The following is a 16,095-nucleotide window of genomic DNA, read 5'->3' on the forward strand; positions in this document are numbered from 1 at the left end:
ATCCACATGAAGAAGCCGGCGCGACCCTTGGGAACGCGCCGGCTCTGATAGTTGGATCCGGCCTTACCGCGACACGAAGCAGTTGCCGCCGGCAGCCTTGTAGCTGGTGCACAGATTGATCGCATCGTTGCGCGATTGCGCAGGCACCCGGACACGGTAGAAGGTGCCCTTGCCGGCGATCTCCGCCTTGACGATGTTGGCGGTGCGACCGGCGAGCACATTTCCGTAGCGGCGCTGCAGGTCGGCGTAGTTGGCCTGGGCGCTTTCGACCGTCGGCTGCGAAGCGATCTGCATCGACCACGAACCGCCCGATGTCGAAGCCGTCGCCGGGATGGAGGCAACCTGGTCGGGCTTGACCTCGCCGACCACGTCGACCGGCTGGTCGGACGGGCGCTGCGGCGCTACGGCAACCGTCTGCGGCGTGTTGGCGGACTGGGTCTCAGCCTTCGGCGTGGCCGCCGGCTTCACCGGCTTGACCGGCTTGGCGGTCTCGGCACTTGCCTGGTCGCTATTTGCCTGATCGGCAGGCGCCACGGTGCCGGTCTGCTCGGCATCGGCCGAAGGGGCGACGTGCTGCGGCGCCGGGTCAAGCGGCTCAGTCGCCGCAACCTGTGGCGCGGCCGGCGTCGAGTCCTCGCGGGCCACCAACGAGCCGTCGGGCTTGACCACCATGGTCCGCACCTTGCGCGGGGCAACGGCGACCGTATCGGGATTCTTGTCGGCTTCCTGCAGCACCTGAGCGATGCGGTCCTCGGACTTTGGCGCCGGCGCGACAGCCGCGTCGGGGTTGACGGCAGCTTCGGGGTTGCCGGCAGGGTCGGGGCCTGGGGCAGCGTCGGTATCGTCGGGCGACAGATCGACGACGCGGCTTTCAGGCTCCTGCGCCTTCACATCGACCGGCTCTTCGGTGTTGGTGACCAGCTTCTCCTGAACCGGCTCGGCCGGCTTGGTGCCCTTGGCGACCGCATCATAAACCTTGTTGTCCTGGTTCGGCACCACGGCGCCGCCCGGATTTTCGGGCTTGACCTTGATCGGCCTGTTGTCGGCCTTGACAATGACCGGCGCATCGCTGCCGCCCTTGCCGCCGAACGACAAGGCGAAGGCGCCAAGGCCGCCGGCAATCGCAACCGCAGCAACGACCCCCGCGACCAGCAGGCCGCTCCTGCGCGGCCGTGCGGCTTCCTGCTCGGCGAGGCCCGGCACCGCCATTGCCTCGTCCAGATCCGGATCGTAGTCGAGTTCGTCGACCGCGAAATCGTCGGCCTGCGAAACCGGCTGGCTGCCGGGCAGATCGTCCATGTCGAAGCCGCCAGCGGCATCGGCGTGGTGAGCTTGCGTGGCTGCAAGCACTTCGGCTGGCCGCGCCGCATAGGCGCGCCGGTCGAGCTCGTGGCCCGAACTGAAGCCGGAACTGTAGGAATCGTCATCATAGCCGGCACTGCGTGCGGCAGTGGGCGGCGCCACTTCCACCGCGTTCATGTCGTTGAGCATGCCGGCGAATTCGGCGTCGATGTCGTCATAGGCGGCCGGCTCGTCTTGCTCGAAGCTGAGTTCTGGAATGTCGAGGTCGTCGGCAATCGCCACCACACGCTCCGGCACATCGACCGTCTCAACATCCGGCATCTCGTCATAGGCCTGAGGCGGCGCCTGGCGCGATGGCGTCGGCGCCACATAGGCAGCAGCGGCAACCGGCTGGTCGCGATAGCTTGGCGCTGCCGCCGGCGGCATGGACGGCTTTTCTGCAAAAGAAGCTTGCGGCTGCGCTGCAAAAGAAGGTTGCGGATGCGCTGCAAAGGAAGGCTGGGCCGGGGTGGGAGTCACGCGGCTCCACGAACGCGCCGGCTCCGGCGGCGTCGAGCGCCAATCGCCAGCGACCGGTGCTGCCGTATCGTCATGACCGAGATCGATGCCCTTGGCCAGCGCCGCGTCGAAGGCGTGATCATCGAACTCGATCTCGGGCACATGGCCTTCAAGTTCGCCGGCAAGCAGATCGTCGAAATCGGCATCGTCCGCCTGGGCCTCCTGAGGAGCAGGCGCGTGTTCGTCTAGGTCCCAGTCGAGATTATCGACCGGAGCGACCGGCGTCGCGACGGACCGCTGCACCGGGGCAACCGGCTCATAAGTCCTGGTGGGCTCGATGGCGGCAGCCCTGGTGGGCTCGGTGACCACCGGAATCGGGGCGACTGGCGCCGGGCGTGGTGTGGTCATGGCGCCAAGCAGCGCGTTGAGTTCATCTTCCAACGTCCGTTCGTCAGCGACCGGAGCGGCCGGGGTCGCCATATTGGTAGGCGCCACATAGGCTGGTGCGACCGGAGTTGGCTGAACCGGAGCGGGTGCGGTCTCGGCCACCGGCTCGTGATCGGCAAGCGCATCATCGATGCTCAGATCGAAATCGTCGAATGCTTCGTGCGCAGTCTCATGAGAGGGGCTGGCCTCCACGGTCCAGGCCGGCGTCTCGTCCACTTCCGGCGCATCCATCTCAACCGGCGCGCTGACCTGCAGATCGCTGACATCCAGATCGCGCTCTTCCGGATCCTCGGCCTCAACAGGCTGAGCCTCGAAAGCCTGAGGCTCGAAATGCTCGGCTGCAAAGTCCATGTCGACATCGGCCATCGCGTCATCGAAATGAACCGCAAAATCCTCGTCGGCAACAGCGTGGTCGGCGGCGCCGACGCCCGGCGCCTCGGCTACTGGCGCGGCATACTGGTCCTGCGCCGGCGCAGGACCGTCCAGCGTCAGCTCGTCTTCCAGCGACATCGAGACGGCATTGTCGAAATCATCGTCGAACGCGAGATCGTCGGCAGGCGCAGCAGCAACCTGCGCGACATCTGCGGCATGGGCGACCGTCGCGCCGTCATCGAGCAGCAACCCCTGCTCGAGCGAAGCGGCAAGGTCGTGATCCATCGGCAGGTCGTCTTCGAGCGGCGATACGTTTTCCAGCGAGCTGGCGACGGCATTGTCGAAATCATCGTCGAATGCAGCTTCGTCGAATGCGGGCTCGGCAAACGAAGGTTCGGCAAACGAGGGTTCAACGGGAGCAGCCGCAGCCTGCGGGGCAGCGCCGAAATCCAGATCGGCGGCATCGTCGAAGACGAAATCATATTCCAGCGAAGCAGCCAGCGCATCGTCCATCGCGGCATCGGTGGTTTCGAAAGCCGGCTCGCGAATCTCGGCAGCAGGTTCGTAGGGCTCAGCGGCAGGCTGGTGAACCTCGGGAGCTGGCTGGCTGGCCTCCATGGAACCGACTTCATCGCCGAATTCGCCCATCAACTCCTTCTCGAGGTCGATGTCGAAATCGCCCTCGTCCGCAGCCGTCTCGACGGCTGGCGCCTGCGGCTTGACCGGCTGGCGCGGATCGAAACCCATGATCCTGGTCAGTTCAGCGAACGGATCATCTTCGGCGATGTCGTTGTTGTCGGCTACTCTCAGCTGGGTTCTGTCTGCCATTATTGTTCCCGAACTCGCACTCATTCGGACGCCATGGACGTCGCGTAGGGTTGGCCCTTACCAGCGCAATGTGGGCAAATGGTGACAGGTGTTTTAGTTAAACCTAACGCATCTCAGTGGGCGCATCAGCCCCAATCAGCGTCAGGCCGGAGGTCAAAACATCCGAAACAGCCTGCACCAGCCCTAGTCTGGCATGAGTCAATTGTCGGTCGTTAACCTTAACAAAACGTAAGTCGGGATTCTCGGTGCCCCGATTCCAGTGTCCATGGAAGCTGGAAGCCAGATCGTAGAGGTAGAATGCCAGCCGGTGCGGCTCCAGCGCAAGGGCCGCGGATTCGATCAGCCTTGGATATTCAGCCAGCTTCCGGATCAGGCCGATCTCGCCCTCGTCGGTGAGCGACGCCGAGGCCGCGGCCAGGCTGTTGCGGTCGAAATTGGCCTCGCCCAGTTGCTCGCTCGCCTGCCGGAACACCGAATGACAGCGCGCCGACGCGTACTGCACGTAGAACACCGGATTGTCCTTGGACTGTTCGGTCACCTTGGCGAAATCGAAGTCGAGCGGCGCATCGCTCTTGCGGTAGAGCATCATGAAGCGGATCGCATCGCGGCCCACCTCCTCCACCGCTTCGCGCAACGTCACGAAGTCGCCCGACCGCTTCGACATCCGAACCGGTTCGCCATCGCGAAACAGCTTCACCAGATTGCACAGGAGCACCGTGAGTTGCAGCTTCAGATCATCGCCTGCAATCGCCCGCGCCAGCGCTTCCAGCCGCTTGACGTAGCCGCCATGGTCGGCGCCCAGCACATAGATCAGGCCGACGAAACCGCGGTCGACCTTGTCCTTGAGATAGGCGACGTCGGCGGCGAAATAGGTGAACGAGCCGTCGGACTTGACCAGCGCCCGGTCCATGTCGTCGCCGACCGCCGTCGAGCGGAACAGCGTCTGCTCGCGGTCTTCCCAGTCGTCCGGCTTCTCGCCCTTGGGCGGCGGCAGCTTGCCCTTGTAGATATGGCCCTTCAGCGTCAGATCGTTGATCGCCGAGCGGATCCTCCTGGCATTGTCGGCATGCAGCGTGCGCTCGGAGAAGAAAACGTCGTGATGGACATTGAGCAACGCCAGATCCTCGCGGATCATCACCATCATGGCGTCGATCGTGCGGTCCTTGACGATTACCAGCGACTCATCGTCGGGCATCTGCAAGAGCTTGCGGCCAAATTCGGCAGCCAGCGCCTGACCGACCGGCACAAGGTAATCGCCGGGATAGAGACCGGCCGGTATCTCGCCAATGTCGTCGCCCAGCGCTTCGCGGTAGCGCAGGAAGGCCGAACGCCCGAGCACGTCGATCTGCGCGCCGGCGTCGTTGATGATGTATTCCTTGGTGACGTCATAGCCGGCGAAGGCCATCAGATTTGCAAGCGTGTCGCCGACAACCGCGCCCCGGCAATGGCCGACATGCATCGGCCCGGTCGGATTGGCCGAGACATATTCGACATTGGTCTTCTTGCCGCCACCAATGGTCGAGCGGCCGTAGTTTTGCCCCTCGCCCAGCAGCGCAGTCAGATGTGCCTGCCAGAAAGCGTCCTTGAGCCGGAGATTGACGAAGCCGGGACCGGCGACGTCGGCTTCGGCAACATCGGCGTCGCTGCGCAGCACTTCCACCAGCCGCTCGGCCAGCGCGCGCGGGTTCTGCCCGGTGGGCTTGGCCAGTACCATCGCCGCATTGGTGGCGAGATCGCCATGGCTGGCGTCGCGCGGCGGCTCGACGGCGATGCGCGACAGGTCGGGCGAAACGCCATTACTGTCTTTCAAATCAAGCGCTTCGACGGCTTTTGTGATTCGCGCGCTGAAATCGGCGAAGATGTTCATGGGTCTTGCTCTGGCGGACTGTGCAGGGGAACCGGCTCATTGGCCGGCAAATCGCGCCCGCCCTAGCTTAAATCGGGCGTATGGTCAAACAGACGGCGGTGTTCCTTCAAGGCGTAGGTATCCGTCATCCCCGCCAGGAAATCGGCGACGCTGCGCGCCTTGATGCGGTCCTCCGCCCGGTCGAGCCCCTCCCGCCAGCCGTCCGGCATGGCGCGCGGATCGGCGAAATAGACATCGAACAGGTCGCGCACGATCTGCTCGGCCTCAGTGCGAACGCGCATCACCTCGTCATGCCGGTAGAGATGCTTGTAGAGAAAGGTCTTCAATTCCTTCTCGGTCGCCGCCACGTCAGCGGAAAAGGTCACCATCGTTTCGCCCGCCGCCCGCACCGCTTCGGCGCTGTCAGGCTTGATGCGCTCAAGATTGGCGGTGGTGGAAACAATGACATCCTCGACCATCATCGTGATCTGCCGGCGCATCAGCTCATGGCCGGTGCGCACATCGTCCAGGCCCGGATAGCGCGCGCGCACGCTTGCCAGGATCGATCCCGGCAGCGCCACCGTTTCCAGCATGTCCAAGGTCAGGAAGCCGGAGCGCAGGCCGTCGTCGATGTCATGGGTGTTGTAGGCGATATCGTCGGCGATCGCAGCACATTGCGCCTCGATGCCGGCGAAATGGTCGAGTTCGAGGTCGTGCAGCTCGGAATAGTCGCGGATCGCCTGCGGCACCGGGCCTTTGAGCCCTTTTCCCTTGGCATCTGTCAGCGGCCCATTGTGCTTGACCAGGCCTTCCAGCGTTTCCCAGGTCAGGTTTAGCCCGTCGAACTCGGCATAGCGCCGCTCCAGCCGCGTCACCACGCGCAGCGACTGCGCATTGTGGTCGAAGCCGCCCCATTGGGCCATCCGCTCGTTCAGCGCGTCCTCGCCGGTATGGCCGAACGGCGTGTGACCGAAATCGTGCACCAAGGCGACCGCCTCGGCCAGATCCTCGTCGCCGCGCAGCGCTCGCGCCAGAGCCCGCGCAATCTGCGCCACCTCGATCGAATGCGTCAGCCGGGTGCGATAGTGGTCGCCTTCATGGGCGACGAACACCTGCGTCTTGTGCTTCAGGCGGCGGAAGGCAGTCGAATGAATGATACGGTCGCGGTCGCGCTGGAATGGCGTGCGAGTCGGGCTCTCGACCTCGTCATAGAGCCGCCCGCGCGACCTGGCTGGGTCGCTGGCATAGGCCGCGCGCGGCCGATAGCCGAACCCAATGTCGCCAAGCTCATTTGTCATGGCTGATGCCGCCGCAGTTGACTTGCCCCTTCCCGCTTCATACCTATCATGTGAAACCGAAAGCAAGGTGACGCCCATGGGCGCTGATGCCAAGACTGCCATGAAAGTCGAGATGACCGGCGCCGCCGCCAGGCGGATCGCGAAAATCGTCTCGGGCGAGGTCGGCAAGACGGCGCTGCGCGTCTCCGTCGAAGGCGGCGGCTGCTCCGGCTTTTCCTACAAGTTCGACCTGGTCGATACGCGCAACGACGACGACGTCGCCATCGAAAAGGACGGCGCCACCGTGCTGATCGACGATTTGTCGCTGGTCTATATGGGCGGCTCGGTGATCGACTTCGTCGACGATCTGATGGGCCAATCGTTCCAGATCCGCAACCCCAATGCAGTCGCCTCCTGCGGCTGCGGCACCAGTTTCTCCATCTAGGCAGATGTCCGGCGTCGGCCCGGTCCGTCAGGTCGCACTGTCGGCCGGGCGCGATCTCGACGTGACGCTGGCCTTCTGGCGCGATGTGCTCGGCCTCAACGTTCACGCCCGCTACGATCCGCCGGGCATCGCCTTCATCATGGCCGGTGATATCAGGTTGCTGTTCACCGATGGCGTTCCGGCCGGCACCGTCTATCTCGATATAGCCGGGCTCGAAGCCTTCCACGCCGAGGCGAAAGCGTCCGGCGTTCCCTTCACCGCACCGCCGGCGCTCGTCCACAACGACACCGAAGGCACGTTCGGAACGGCGGGGGAAAGCGAGTGGATGGCCTTTCTAAAGGACCCGGCAGGCAATACGATCGGGCTTGTCGAACGTCTTTCGCCCGAACATCCCTGAGGCCGCCCATGAAAATCGTCACCTGGAACATAAACGGCATTCGCGCCCGCATCGGCAACCTCACCCACTGGCTGAGCGAAAGCCAGCCCGACATCGTCTGCCTGCAGGAGATCAAGTCGGTCGACGAGCAGTTCCCGCGCGCCGAGATCGAGGCGCTTGGCTACAACGTGGAAACCCATGGCCAGAAGGGCTTTAACGGCGTCGCCCTGCTGTCGAAGCTTCCCTTCGACGAGGTTATCAGGGGCCTGCCCGGTGATGACACCGACGAGCAGGCGCGCTTCATCGAGGGCGTGTTCTCGACCGACCAGGGCGCGCTGCGCGTCGCCTCGCTCTATCTGCCCAACGGCAATCCCATCGATGACGAGAAGAAATTTCCCTACAAGCTGGCCTGGATGGAGCGGCTGCATCGCTGGGCCGAGCAGCGGCTGCTTCTGGAGGAGGCGCTGGTGCTGGCCGGCGACTACAATGTCATCCCCGAGCCGATCGATGCGCGCTTCCCCGAGAACTGGCTTGGCGATGCGCTGTTCCAGCCGCAGACCCGGCAAGCCTTCCGGCGACTGAAGAATCTCGGCTTTACCGAGGCGGTGCGCGCCGTCACCGATGCGGCCGACGTCTACACCTTCTGGGACTACCAGGCCGGCGCCTGGCAGAAGAACAACGGCATCCGCATCGACCATCTGCTGTTGTCGCCCGAAGCGGCCAACCGCTTTTCCTCGGCCTCGATCGAAAAGCATGTGCGCGCCTGGGAAAAGCCTTCCGATCATGTGCCGGTGGCGATCGATCTGGCGCTGCTGCCGGCCTGATATCAGCCGAAACCCTGATATCGCCACAATCGCGCCATTCAGTCAGAGATCAGCATGGCGGCTGGGGTTCCATGGCACTACGATTCCTCTTTTGCCCGATCGGCCTGGATTTGCCATGGCCTCCCCTGCAGCGGCACTTGCCGACCAGCAGTGCCTGGCCAATGGCAAGTCCTACCAGGTCGGCCAGGTCACCTGCCTGACGGTTTCAGACAAGAGCCATATGGCCCGCTGCGACCTGGTGCTCAACAACACCTCATGGACCAAGATCGGCGACAGCTGCCCCGACAGCACGATGAAGCCGCATCTGCACGTCACGCCGATCTCGATGCCGGTACACAGAGCGGCGCCGGCGGAACTCACCGAGAACTGATGGATGTGAGCTAATCTCCCCCCTTGAGGGGGAGATGGCCGGCAAGCCAGAGGGGGGCGCGAAGAAACGCGACCTTTCGGTCAAACAAGCTCACCCTCTCAGTCCAACCCGGGCAAACTTTAGTCAACTGAAATGCCAGCGGGACAGCGCCCCCCTGTCCTGCCGGGCATCTCCCCCTCAAGGGGGGAGATTGGCAATTTCACTGGTCGCCGCCGCCCTTGGTCAGGATGTCGTCGGCAAGCGAAATGGCAGTGCGACGGTCGGCTTCGCCGGCGGCGGCAAATGCCTCTTCCTGCATGCCGCGGATCCACGGCTGGTCGCTCGGCGAGGCGCGTTCGAGCGCGGCGGTCATCATGGCCAGACCGCGCACGATCTTGCCGCTCTGGAACAGAAGATTGCCGAGCGTCGCCTGGGCGCCGGCATGGCCCTTTTCGGCAGCGAGTTGGAACCAGCGGCCGGCCTGCTTGACGCTGGCCTTGACGCCGCCCTCGCCCTTCAAAAACATCTGGCCCATCTCGAACTGGGCGTTCGGGTTGCGGTAATTGGCGGCCGCGCGCATGTAATATTCCTGCGCCGCGACCTCGTTTTCCTCGACCGGGCTGCCGGGGATACCTGTCCGGAGATAGTCGCCCAGCGCCACCAGCGCGTCGGAGACATAGCTTTCCTCCGGCGATCCCGGCTCGACATCCTGATCGACGATCTCGGAGAAGAATTTGAAGGCCGCATAGTCGTCGCGCGTCACGCCGTCGCCTTCGGCGTACATGCGCGCGAGCTTCCAGGTGGCGCCGATCTGGCCGTTCTCGGCGGCGTATTTATAGGCCTCGACCGCCTGTTCCTTGTGGCCGCTCTTGTAAGCGGAGAAGCCGAACTGGAACACGGCCCATGGGCTCGATTGCGGCTTCACGCCGGTCTTGTCGTCGAACACCTTGTCGTCGAAGGCCATGGCCTGGCCCACGGCGCCAAAGATCGCAACAGCGACCAGTGCCGGAAGGACAGACGACCTCAACAACTCAGATATCCGCATAGCAATGTGTTTCTTTGGCACCGCCCGGATGGGTGACCGCGCCGTCGCGGGCAGGCCCTACCGTCTGTGCGTATTTCCAGATCGCGCCCGACTGATAGTCGGTCGTGCGCGCCTTCCAGGCCTTCGCCCGCGTTGCCAGTTCGGCCTCGGACAAATCGACCTCGATCGTGCCTTTGGTTGCATCGATCGAAATCACATCGCCGTCTTTCAAGAGCCCGATCGGGCCGCCCACGGCAGCTTCGGGCCCGACATGGCCGATGCAGAAACCGCGCGTCGCGCCCGAAAAACGACCGTCGGTGATGAGGGCTACCTTGCCGCCCATGCCCTGGCCGTAGAGCGCCGCCGTCGTCGACAGCATCTCGCGCATGCCCGGGCCGCCGCGCGGACCTTCGTAACGGATGACGAGAACCTCGCCTTCCCGGTAGTTGCGGTGCGTGACCGCCTCGAAACATTCCTCTTCCGAATCGAAACAGCGTGCCGGACCTGAGAATTTCAGCTCCGTCATGCCCGCGACCTTCACGATCGCGCCTTCGGGGGCAAGGTTGCCCTTCAAGCCCACGACACCGCCGGTTTGGGTGATTGGTCGGTTGGCGGGACGGACCACATCCTGGCTATCATTCCAGGCAACATGCTCCATGTTTTCGGCCAAAGTACGGCCAGTCACGGTCATGCAGTCGCCATGCAGATAGCCATGGTCGAGCAGCGTCTTCATCAACAGCGGAATGCCGCCGGCCTCGAACATGTCCTTGGCGACATATTTGCCGCCCGGCTTGAGGTCGGCGATGTAGGGCGTCTTCTCGAAAATCGCGGCAACGTCGAACAGGTCGAACTTGATGCCTGCCTCATGCGCGATCGCCGGCAGGTGCAAAGCCGCATTGGTCGAGCCGCCGGTGGCCGAGACCACGGTCGCCGCATTCTCCAGCGCCTTCAGCGTGACGACGTCGCGCGGCCGGATGTTCTTGGCGATCAGCTCCATTATCTTTTCGCCGGAGGCGAAATTGAAGCGGTCGCGCATCTCGTAAGGCGCCGGCGCGCCGCAGGAATAGGGCAGCGCGAGGCCAATCGCCTCGGCGACGGTGGCCATGGTGTTGGCAGTGAACTGGGCTCCGCAGGAGCCGGCGGACGGGCACGCCGCCTGCTCGATCTCGAGCAGTTCGGCATCGCTGACCGTGCCGACCGAATGCTGGCCGACCGCCTCGAACACGTCCTGCACAGTGATCTGGCGGCCGCGATAGGAGCCCGGCAGGATCGAGCCGCCATAGATGAAGATCGACGGCACGTTGAGCCGCACCATGGCCATCATCATGCCGGGCAGCGACTTGTCGCAGCCGGCAAGGCCGACCAGCGCATCGTAGCAATGGCCGCGCATGGTGAGTTCGACCGAGTCGGCAATGACATCGCGCGACACCAGCGACGACTTCATGCCCTGGTGGCCCATGGCGATACCGTCGGTGACGGTGATGGTGCAGAATTCGCGCGGCGTGCCGTTGGCGGCCGCGACGCCTTTCTTGACCACTTGCGCCTGGCGCATCAGCGAGATGTTGCAAGGTGCCGCCTCATTCCAGCAGGAAGCAACGCCGACCAGCGGCTGCGCGATCTCGGCTGCCGACAACCCCATCGCATAGAGATACGAACGATGCGGCGCACGCGCCGGACCAACGGTCACATGGCGGCTAGGCAGCTTGGCCTTGGAAATGACTTTGGCGTCCATACTCTTCCTTGCCGCGGGCGGTGCGGCCTGCCTCATCGCCGAGCCTTCTGGCGCGTGTCCCGAGACAAATTCGAGGTGCGCCGGGTTTATGGCGGGAAATGGGCAATTTGGTCGAGCGGGACCGTAGTGCGGGGGTTGGTCGGGAACTGTTGCCAAAACGTCACAATTACCAGAGGCGAAAGTGATGCGACGGATTTGCAGGCTAACTTTCACCCACAAAACAAAAGGCCGGGCAACGCCCGGCCTTTTATTATAATTTTCAGAGCCTTAGAACTTGATCTTGACGCCGCCCGAAATGGCCGTGACCAAGTCGTTTCCGAAATTGTAGCTGACATCGGTGCCGGCCTGGTAGCCGTTCTCGTCTGTCAAAGTTCCTGAGTGACCGCTGGTCAGCACACCGATCGCGCCGGCCAACCGCACTTCGATGTTGGCGGTTGGCGTGTAAGCGACGCCGCCACCGAGTGTCCACGTGTCGCTCTGGGAGCCAACGCCGTGCGAGGTACCACGATCCCACGAAATCTGAGCTGCGCCGCTCCACTGCTCGTTGAACTTGTGGCCAATGCCTGTGGTAACCGTCCAACCGTCACGGTACATCAGATCTAGCGACGTCAATCGCACCGGAGTCGGAGAGCCGAGCCCCGGAGAAATCGACGTACAAGCTGCCAGCCCCTTAGAAGCTTGCGAGCAGATAGGAATGCTCTGCAACACGCTCCAGTTGACCCATTTGACGGACCCGAAGGCAAGCCAGCCGGGTGCGATACCGGATTGGAGCTTGAATTCCAACGAATCTGGCATGGAGGCATTGCCATATATGTCTATCGGCTCGGCCCCTATGCCGACCTTCGTCAAATCAAGCGTGCCAGAGAGATTGTCGAGCTTTACTTGCGAATTATAAACGAGGCTTGCGCGCAGCGCTATCTCAGGAATTTCGTAAGCAAGGCCAGCACGCCAGCCCCAGCCAGTGCCTTTGAGGTCAACGCGACCCGTGCCGCCGAAATTGGGCACCAGTGGCGACACAAGGCTTTCCTTGAAACCGTAGACTTCCTGGTAGAACACACCGCCGATGAAGCGAAGCTGCCCCTTGCCGGCATCCATCTTGTAGGAGCAGGTGCCGGCGTAGTTATTACTCTTGATGTCGGTTTCCATGTTGGACTGCGCGCCGGCCCAAAGGCCGGGAGCCGTATGCGCACCCCAAGGCTGTGAATAGTCGACCATACAGTCGACACCCTTGACCACCTCGGCCCTGACGCCGATGCGTGGCACCCAGTAGCTCTCGCTCTCTTTCGCCGTGCTGCCCAATGCCGACACGTTGCCATCTGAATTATCTGTGTCCACCGCATTCTTGAGCTTGCGCTCCGGCATGACATACGTCGCTTCGGCTTCGGTGGCGAAGGGCGCCGGATCGAAAAGAAGGTCGACGTCGTAGCCACCGCGCTCGATGCCGCCGGCATGCACAGAACCGATCAGACCCAGCGAAAAACACCCTGCCCCCAGCAGTGCTTTCAAACGCAAATTGCTCATGGATGTCCTCCCCGAAATACTAGTGCATCAAGCTAGAACCAATTCGGGTTAACGGCGCAACAATGAATTCGAATAGCGTACATGTACACTCTTGCGGACCGCATTTCGAACACAGTGGCGGCCTGGCCGGTAGGTTCGAAAATGACCATTTGGGCGGCAGACTAGGGAGCAAATCAGGTAAAACCGCTCGAAACAGCACCCAAAACCAGCTATTTTGCCGGCATTCGGCCCCATTGTTACATTATGGCAACAATGAGGTCGAAACTTTCCGTTTACGTCAATATTAACGTTACGGAACGCCTATTTTTCGAGCAAAAGAACCGCCGCCAAGCACTTGCCGGCGCCTTGCGAATCCAGCGCTCAACCAGCGTCGCGCACCCTGGTCAACGCCACCGAAAGCTTCTCCTGCTGATCGCGGTATTCCGCGAGCTTTTCACGCTCGGCTGCGACGATCTCTTCCGGCGCGCTGGCGACGAACCGTTCGTTCGACAGCTTCTTGTGCAGCCGCGCGATTTCCTCGGTCACCTTGGCCAGTTCCTTCTGCAGCCGCGCCGCCTCGGCGGAGAGATCGATCAGGCTGCCGAGCGGCAGGCAGATCGTAGCCTCGTTGAGCACGATCTGGGCCGAGCCCTTGGGCGCGGCGTCCTGCAGCGAGATGTCGCCGACCCGCGCCAGCCGCTGGATGGCGGACGCATGGCGATCCAGCCTCTGCTGGGTCTCGACGCTGGCGCCAACCACCACCAACGGCGCGATCGCCGCCGGCGGCACGTTCATTTCAGAGCGCACCGAGCGGATGCCGGAGACCAGATCGACCAGCCAGTTGATGTCGGCGGCTGCATCGGCGTCCTCGAAGTCCGGTGATGGCCAGGCGGCGTGGCAAAGCAGCGTTGCGCGCGTCCTGCCCTCACCTGCCGTCTGCGCCCACAGCTCCTCGGTCATGAACGGCATCATGGGGTGAAGCAGCTTGTAGATCTCGTCGAGCACGAAGGCGACGCAGGCGCGGCTTTCGGCCTTCGCCGCCTCGTCGGTGCCCATGAACACCGGCTTCAGCAGTTCCAGATACCAGTCGCAGAACAGGTTCCAGACGAAGCGGTAGGCGGCGCCCGCCGCTTCGTTGAAGCGGTAGCCGGTGATCCCTTCGGTGATCGCGTGCGACGCCCTGGTCAATTCGGTCAGGATCCAGCGATTGACCGGCAGCTTGGCGTCGTTCAGCCAGAAGTCGTCATTGCGCGCGACCTCGTTCATCTCGGCAAAGCGTGTCGCGTTCCACAGCTTGGTGCCGAAATTGCGGTAGCCGGCGATGCGCGCCGGATCGAGCTTTACGTCGCGCCCCTGCGCCGCCATCACCGTCAGCGTGAAGCGCAGTGCGTCAGCACCAAACTCGTCGATGAGGTCGAGCGGATCGATGACGTTGCCTTTCGACTTCGACATCTTCTGCCCGTTCTTGTCGCGCACCAGCGCATGCACATAGATGGTGTGGAACGGCTCCTCGTGCATGAAATGCAGGCCCATCATCATCATCCGGGCGACCCAGAAGAAGATGATGTCGAAACCGGTCACCAGCACGTCGGTCTGGTAATAGGTCTTCAGCTCCGGCGTGTGATCCGGCCAGCCCAGTGTCGAGAACGGCCAAAGCGCCGACGAGAACCAGGTGTCGAGCACGTCCTCGTCGCGGGTCAGGATCTCGCCCGGCTTGAAGGTCTCGAGCTTGTCCTCGACCCAGGCCTTCCATGGACCTTCCAGCGCCAGATAATATTCGATCGCGGCGCCCAGCGCCTCTTCCTCGGTCTTCTCGACGAAGACCCGGCCGTCCGGCCCGTACCAGGCCGGGATCTGGTGACCCCACCATAGCTGGCGTGAAATACACCAGGGCTGGATGTTCTCCATCCAGTCGAAATAGGTCTTTTCCCAGTTCTTGGGCACGAAGTTGGTACGGCCTTCGCGCACCGATGCGATCGCCGGCTTGGCCAGCTCGGCGGCGTTTGCATACCACTGCTCGGTCAGAAACGGCTCGATCGGCACGCCGCCGCGGTCGCCATGCGGCACGGCGTGGCGATGCGGCTCGATCTTGTCGAGGAAGCCGCCGGCCTCCATCAGCTCGACGATTTTCTTGCGCGCGACGAAACGGTCGAGACCGTCGAGCTCGTCCCAGACGGCCTGGCGCTCCGGCGTCACGTCGAGCCCGGCGAGAAAATCCTCGTTATCCCTGAGCGTTATTGCCGCCTCGATGGTCAGGATGTTGATCGCCGGCAGCTTGTGGCGCTTGCCAACCTCGAAATCGTTGAAGTCGTGCGCCGGCGTGATCTTGACGGCGCCGGAACCCTTTTCCGGGTCGGAATACTCGTCAGCCACAACCGGAATTTTCCGGCCGACGATCGGCAACACGACATTCTTGCCGACCAGATGCCGGTAGCGCTCGTCGTCCGGGTGCACGGCGACTGCCGTATCGCCCAGCATCGTCTCGGGCCGTGTCGTCGCCACGGTGATGAATGTCCCAGGATTTTCCGGATCGAAAATCTCGCCCTCGATCGGATAGCGGAAGTGCCAGAGATTGCCATTGACCTCCTGCGGCTCGACCTCCAGGTCGGAGATCGCCGTCAACAGCTTCGGGTCCCAGTTCACAAGGCGCTTGTCCTTGTAGATCAGCCCTTCCTTGTAGAGGCTGACAAAAACTTCGAGCACGGCCTTGGACAGGCCTTCATCCATGGTGAAGCGTTCGCGCGACCAGTCCGCCGAGGCGCCGAGCCGCTTCAGCTGGTTGAAAATGGCGCCGCCGGACTCGGCCTTCCACTCCCAGACCTTGTCGATGAACTGTTCGCGGGTGAGATCGCGGCGATGTATCTGCTTTTCCATCAGCTGGCGTTCGACCACCATCTGCGTGGCGATGCCGGCATGATCCATGCCGGGCTGCCACAGCACGTTTTTGCCGCGCATGCGCTCGAAGCGCACGAGTATGTCCTGCAGCGTGTTGTTGAGTGCATGGCCCATATGCAGCGAGCCGGTGACGTTGGGCGGCGGGATGACGATGGTGAAGGCCTCCGCCCCCTCCTCGGCGCCGGCGCCGGCGCGAAATGCGTCCGCCTCTTCCCAGATTTTGGCGATCCTGGGCTCGACGGTCTTGGCGTCGTAGGTCTTTTCAAGCATGGGAAAATGGTCCGCGCGGTCGGGAGTTTTGCTGACCCGGTGTAAATCGGAAGGTTTTGGCCAAGTCAACCGCGAGGGCGGCCTCAGTCCTTCAACGCAAATAAGCGGGG

11 protein-coding genes are annotated in these 16,095 nt (G+C 63.0%); 4 read left to right on the forward strand and 7 right to left on the reverse strand.

The features are described 5' to 3' along the window. Positions 1–63: 63 nt before the first annotated feature. The 3 genes from NKI10_RS06105 to NKI10_RS06115 form a co-directional block, all read right to left on the reverse strand. Entirely contained in the window at positions 64–3,447 is a 3,384-nt protein-coding gene (locus tag NKI10_RS06105; protein ID WP_352859148.1) for an SPOR domain-containing protein, read from the reverse strand. Positions 3,448–3,550: 103 nt separating this feature from the next. Continuing rightward, positions 3,551–5,314, reverse strand: coding sequence for an arginine--tRNA ligase (argS, locus tag NKI10_RS06110; protein WP_352859150.1), 1,764 nt, complete (start codon positions 5,312–5,314; stop codon positions 3,551–3,553). A gap of 62 nt (positions 5,315–5,376) precedes the next feature. Then, on the reverse strand, positions 5,377–6,591 hold the full coding sequence (locus NKI10_RS06115; protein ID WP_023716245.1) for a deoxyguanosinetriphosphate triphosphohydrolase: 1,215 nt from the start codon (positions 6,589–6,591) through the stop codon (positions 5,377–5,379). A 76-nt stretch (positions 6,592–6,667) separates the two neighbouring features. On the opposite strand from NKI10_RS06115, the gene erpA reads away from it, so the two are divergent. From erpA to NKI10_RS06135, 4 genes are all read left to right on the forward strand, one after another. Further along, positions 6,668–7,015 (forward strand): iron-sulfur cluster insertion protein ErpA, encoded by a 348-nt coding sequence (erpA, locus tag NKI10_RS06120; protein ID WP_352859153.1) that lies wholly within the window; start codon positions 6,668–6,670, stop codon positions 7,013–7,015. 4 nt (positions 7,016–7,019) lie between these two features. Further along, positions 7,020–7,412 carry a VOC family protein gene (locus NKI10_RS06125; RefSeq protein WP_023667697.1) on the forward strand — a complete coding sequence of 131 codons (393 nt, stop codon included), beginning with the start codon at positions 7,020–7,022 and terminating at the stop codon, positions 7,410–7,412. Between the two features lie 8 nt (positions 7,413–7,420). Then, positions 7,421–8,215: an exodeoxyribonuclease III gene (xth, locus tag NKI10_RS06130; RefSeq protein WP_023681659.1), complete on the forward strand. Its 795-nt coding sequence runs from the start codon at positions 7,421–7,423 to the stop codon at positions 8,213–8,215. A 115-nt stretch (positions 8,216–8,330) separates the two neighbouring features. Further along, on the forward strand, positions 8,331–8,585 hold the full coding sequence (locus NKI10_RS06135) for a hypothetical protein (protein ID WP_245260192.1): 255 nt from the start codon (positions 8,331–8,333) through the stop codon (positions 8,583–8,585). A 199-nt stretch (positions 8,586–8,784) separates the two neighbouring features. Here NKI10_RS06135 and NKI10_RS06140 read toward each other — a convergent pair whose 3' ends face one another. The 4 genes from NKI10_RS06140 to NKI10_RS06155 all read right to left on the reverse strand — a co-directional run bounded on the left by NKI10_RS06140 (position 8,785) and on the right by NKI10_RS06155 (position 15,985). Then, complete coding sequence (locus NKI10_RS06140; protein ID WP_023667701.1) at positions 8,785–9,609, reverse strand: tetratricopeptide repeat protein; 825 nt, start codon at positions 9,607–9,609, stop codon at positions 8,785–8,787. After that, complete coding sequence (gene ilvD / locus NKI10_RS06145; protein WP_023706010.1) at positions 9,596–11,320, reverse strand: dihydroxy-acid dehydratase; 1,725 nt, start codon at positions 11,318–11,320, stop codon at positions 9,596–9,598. Before ilvD ends, NKI10_RS06140 begins: the two co-directional genes overlap by 14 nt. Before the next feature lie 267 nt (positions 11,321–11,587). Beyond that, complete coding sequence (locus NKI10_RS06150) at positions 11,588–12,841, reverse strand: outer membrane protein transport protein (protein ID WP_352859155.1); 1,254 nt, start codon at positions 12,839–12,841, stop codon at positions 11,588–11,590. Positions 12,842–13,201: 360 nt separating this feature from the next. Next, complete coding sequence (locus tag NKI10_RS06155) at positions 13,202–15,985, reverse strand: valine--tRNA ligase (protein WP_352859156.1); 2,784 nt, start codon at positions 15,983–15,985, stop codon at positions 13,202–13,204. Positions 15,986–16,095 lie beyond the last annotated feature (110 nt).

Source organism: Mesorhizobium sp. M0802, assembly GCF_040320115.1.
Lineage (GTDB): Bacteria > Pseudomonadota > Alphaproteobacteria > Rhizobiales > Rhizobiaceae > Mesorhizobium.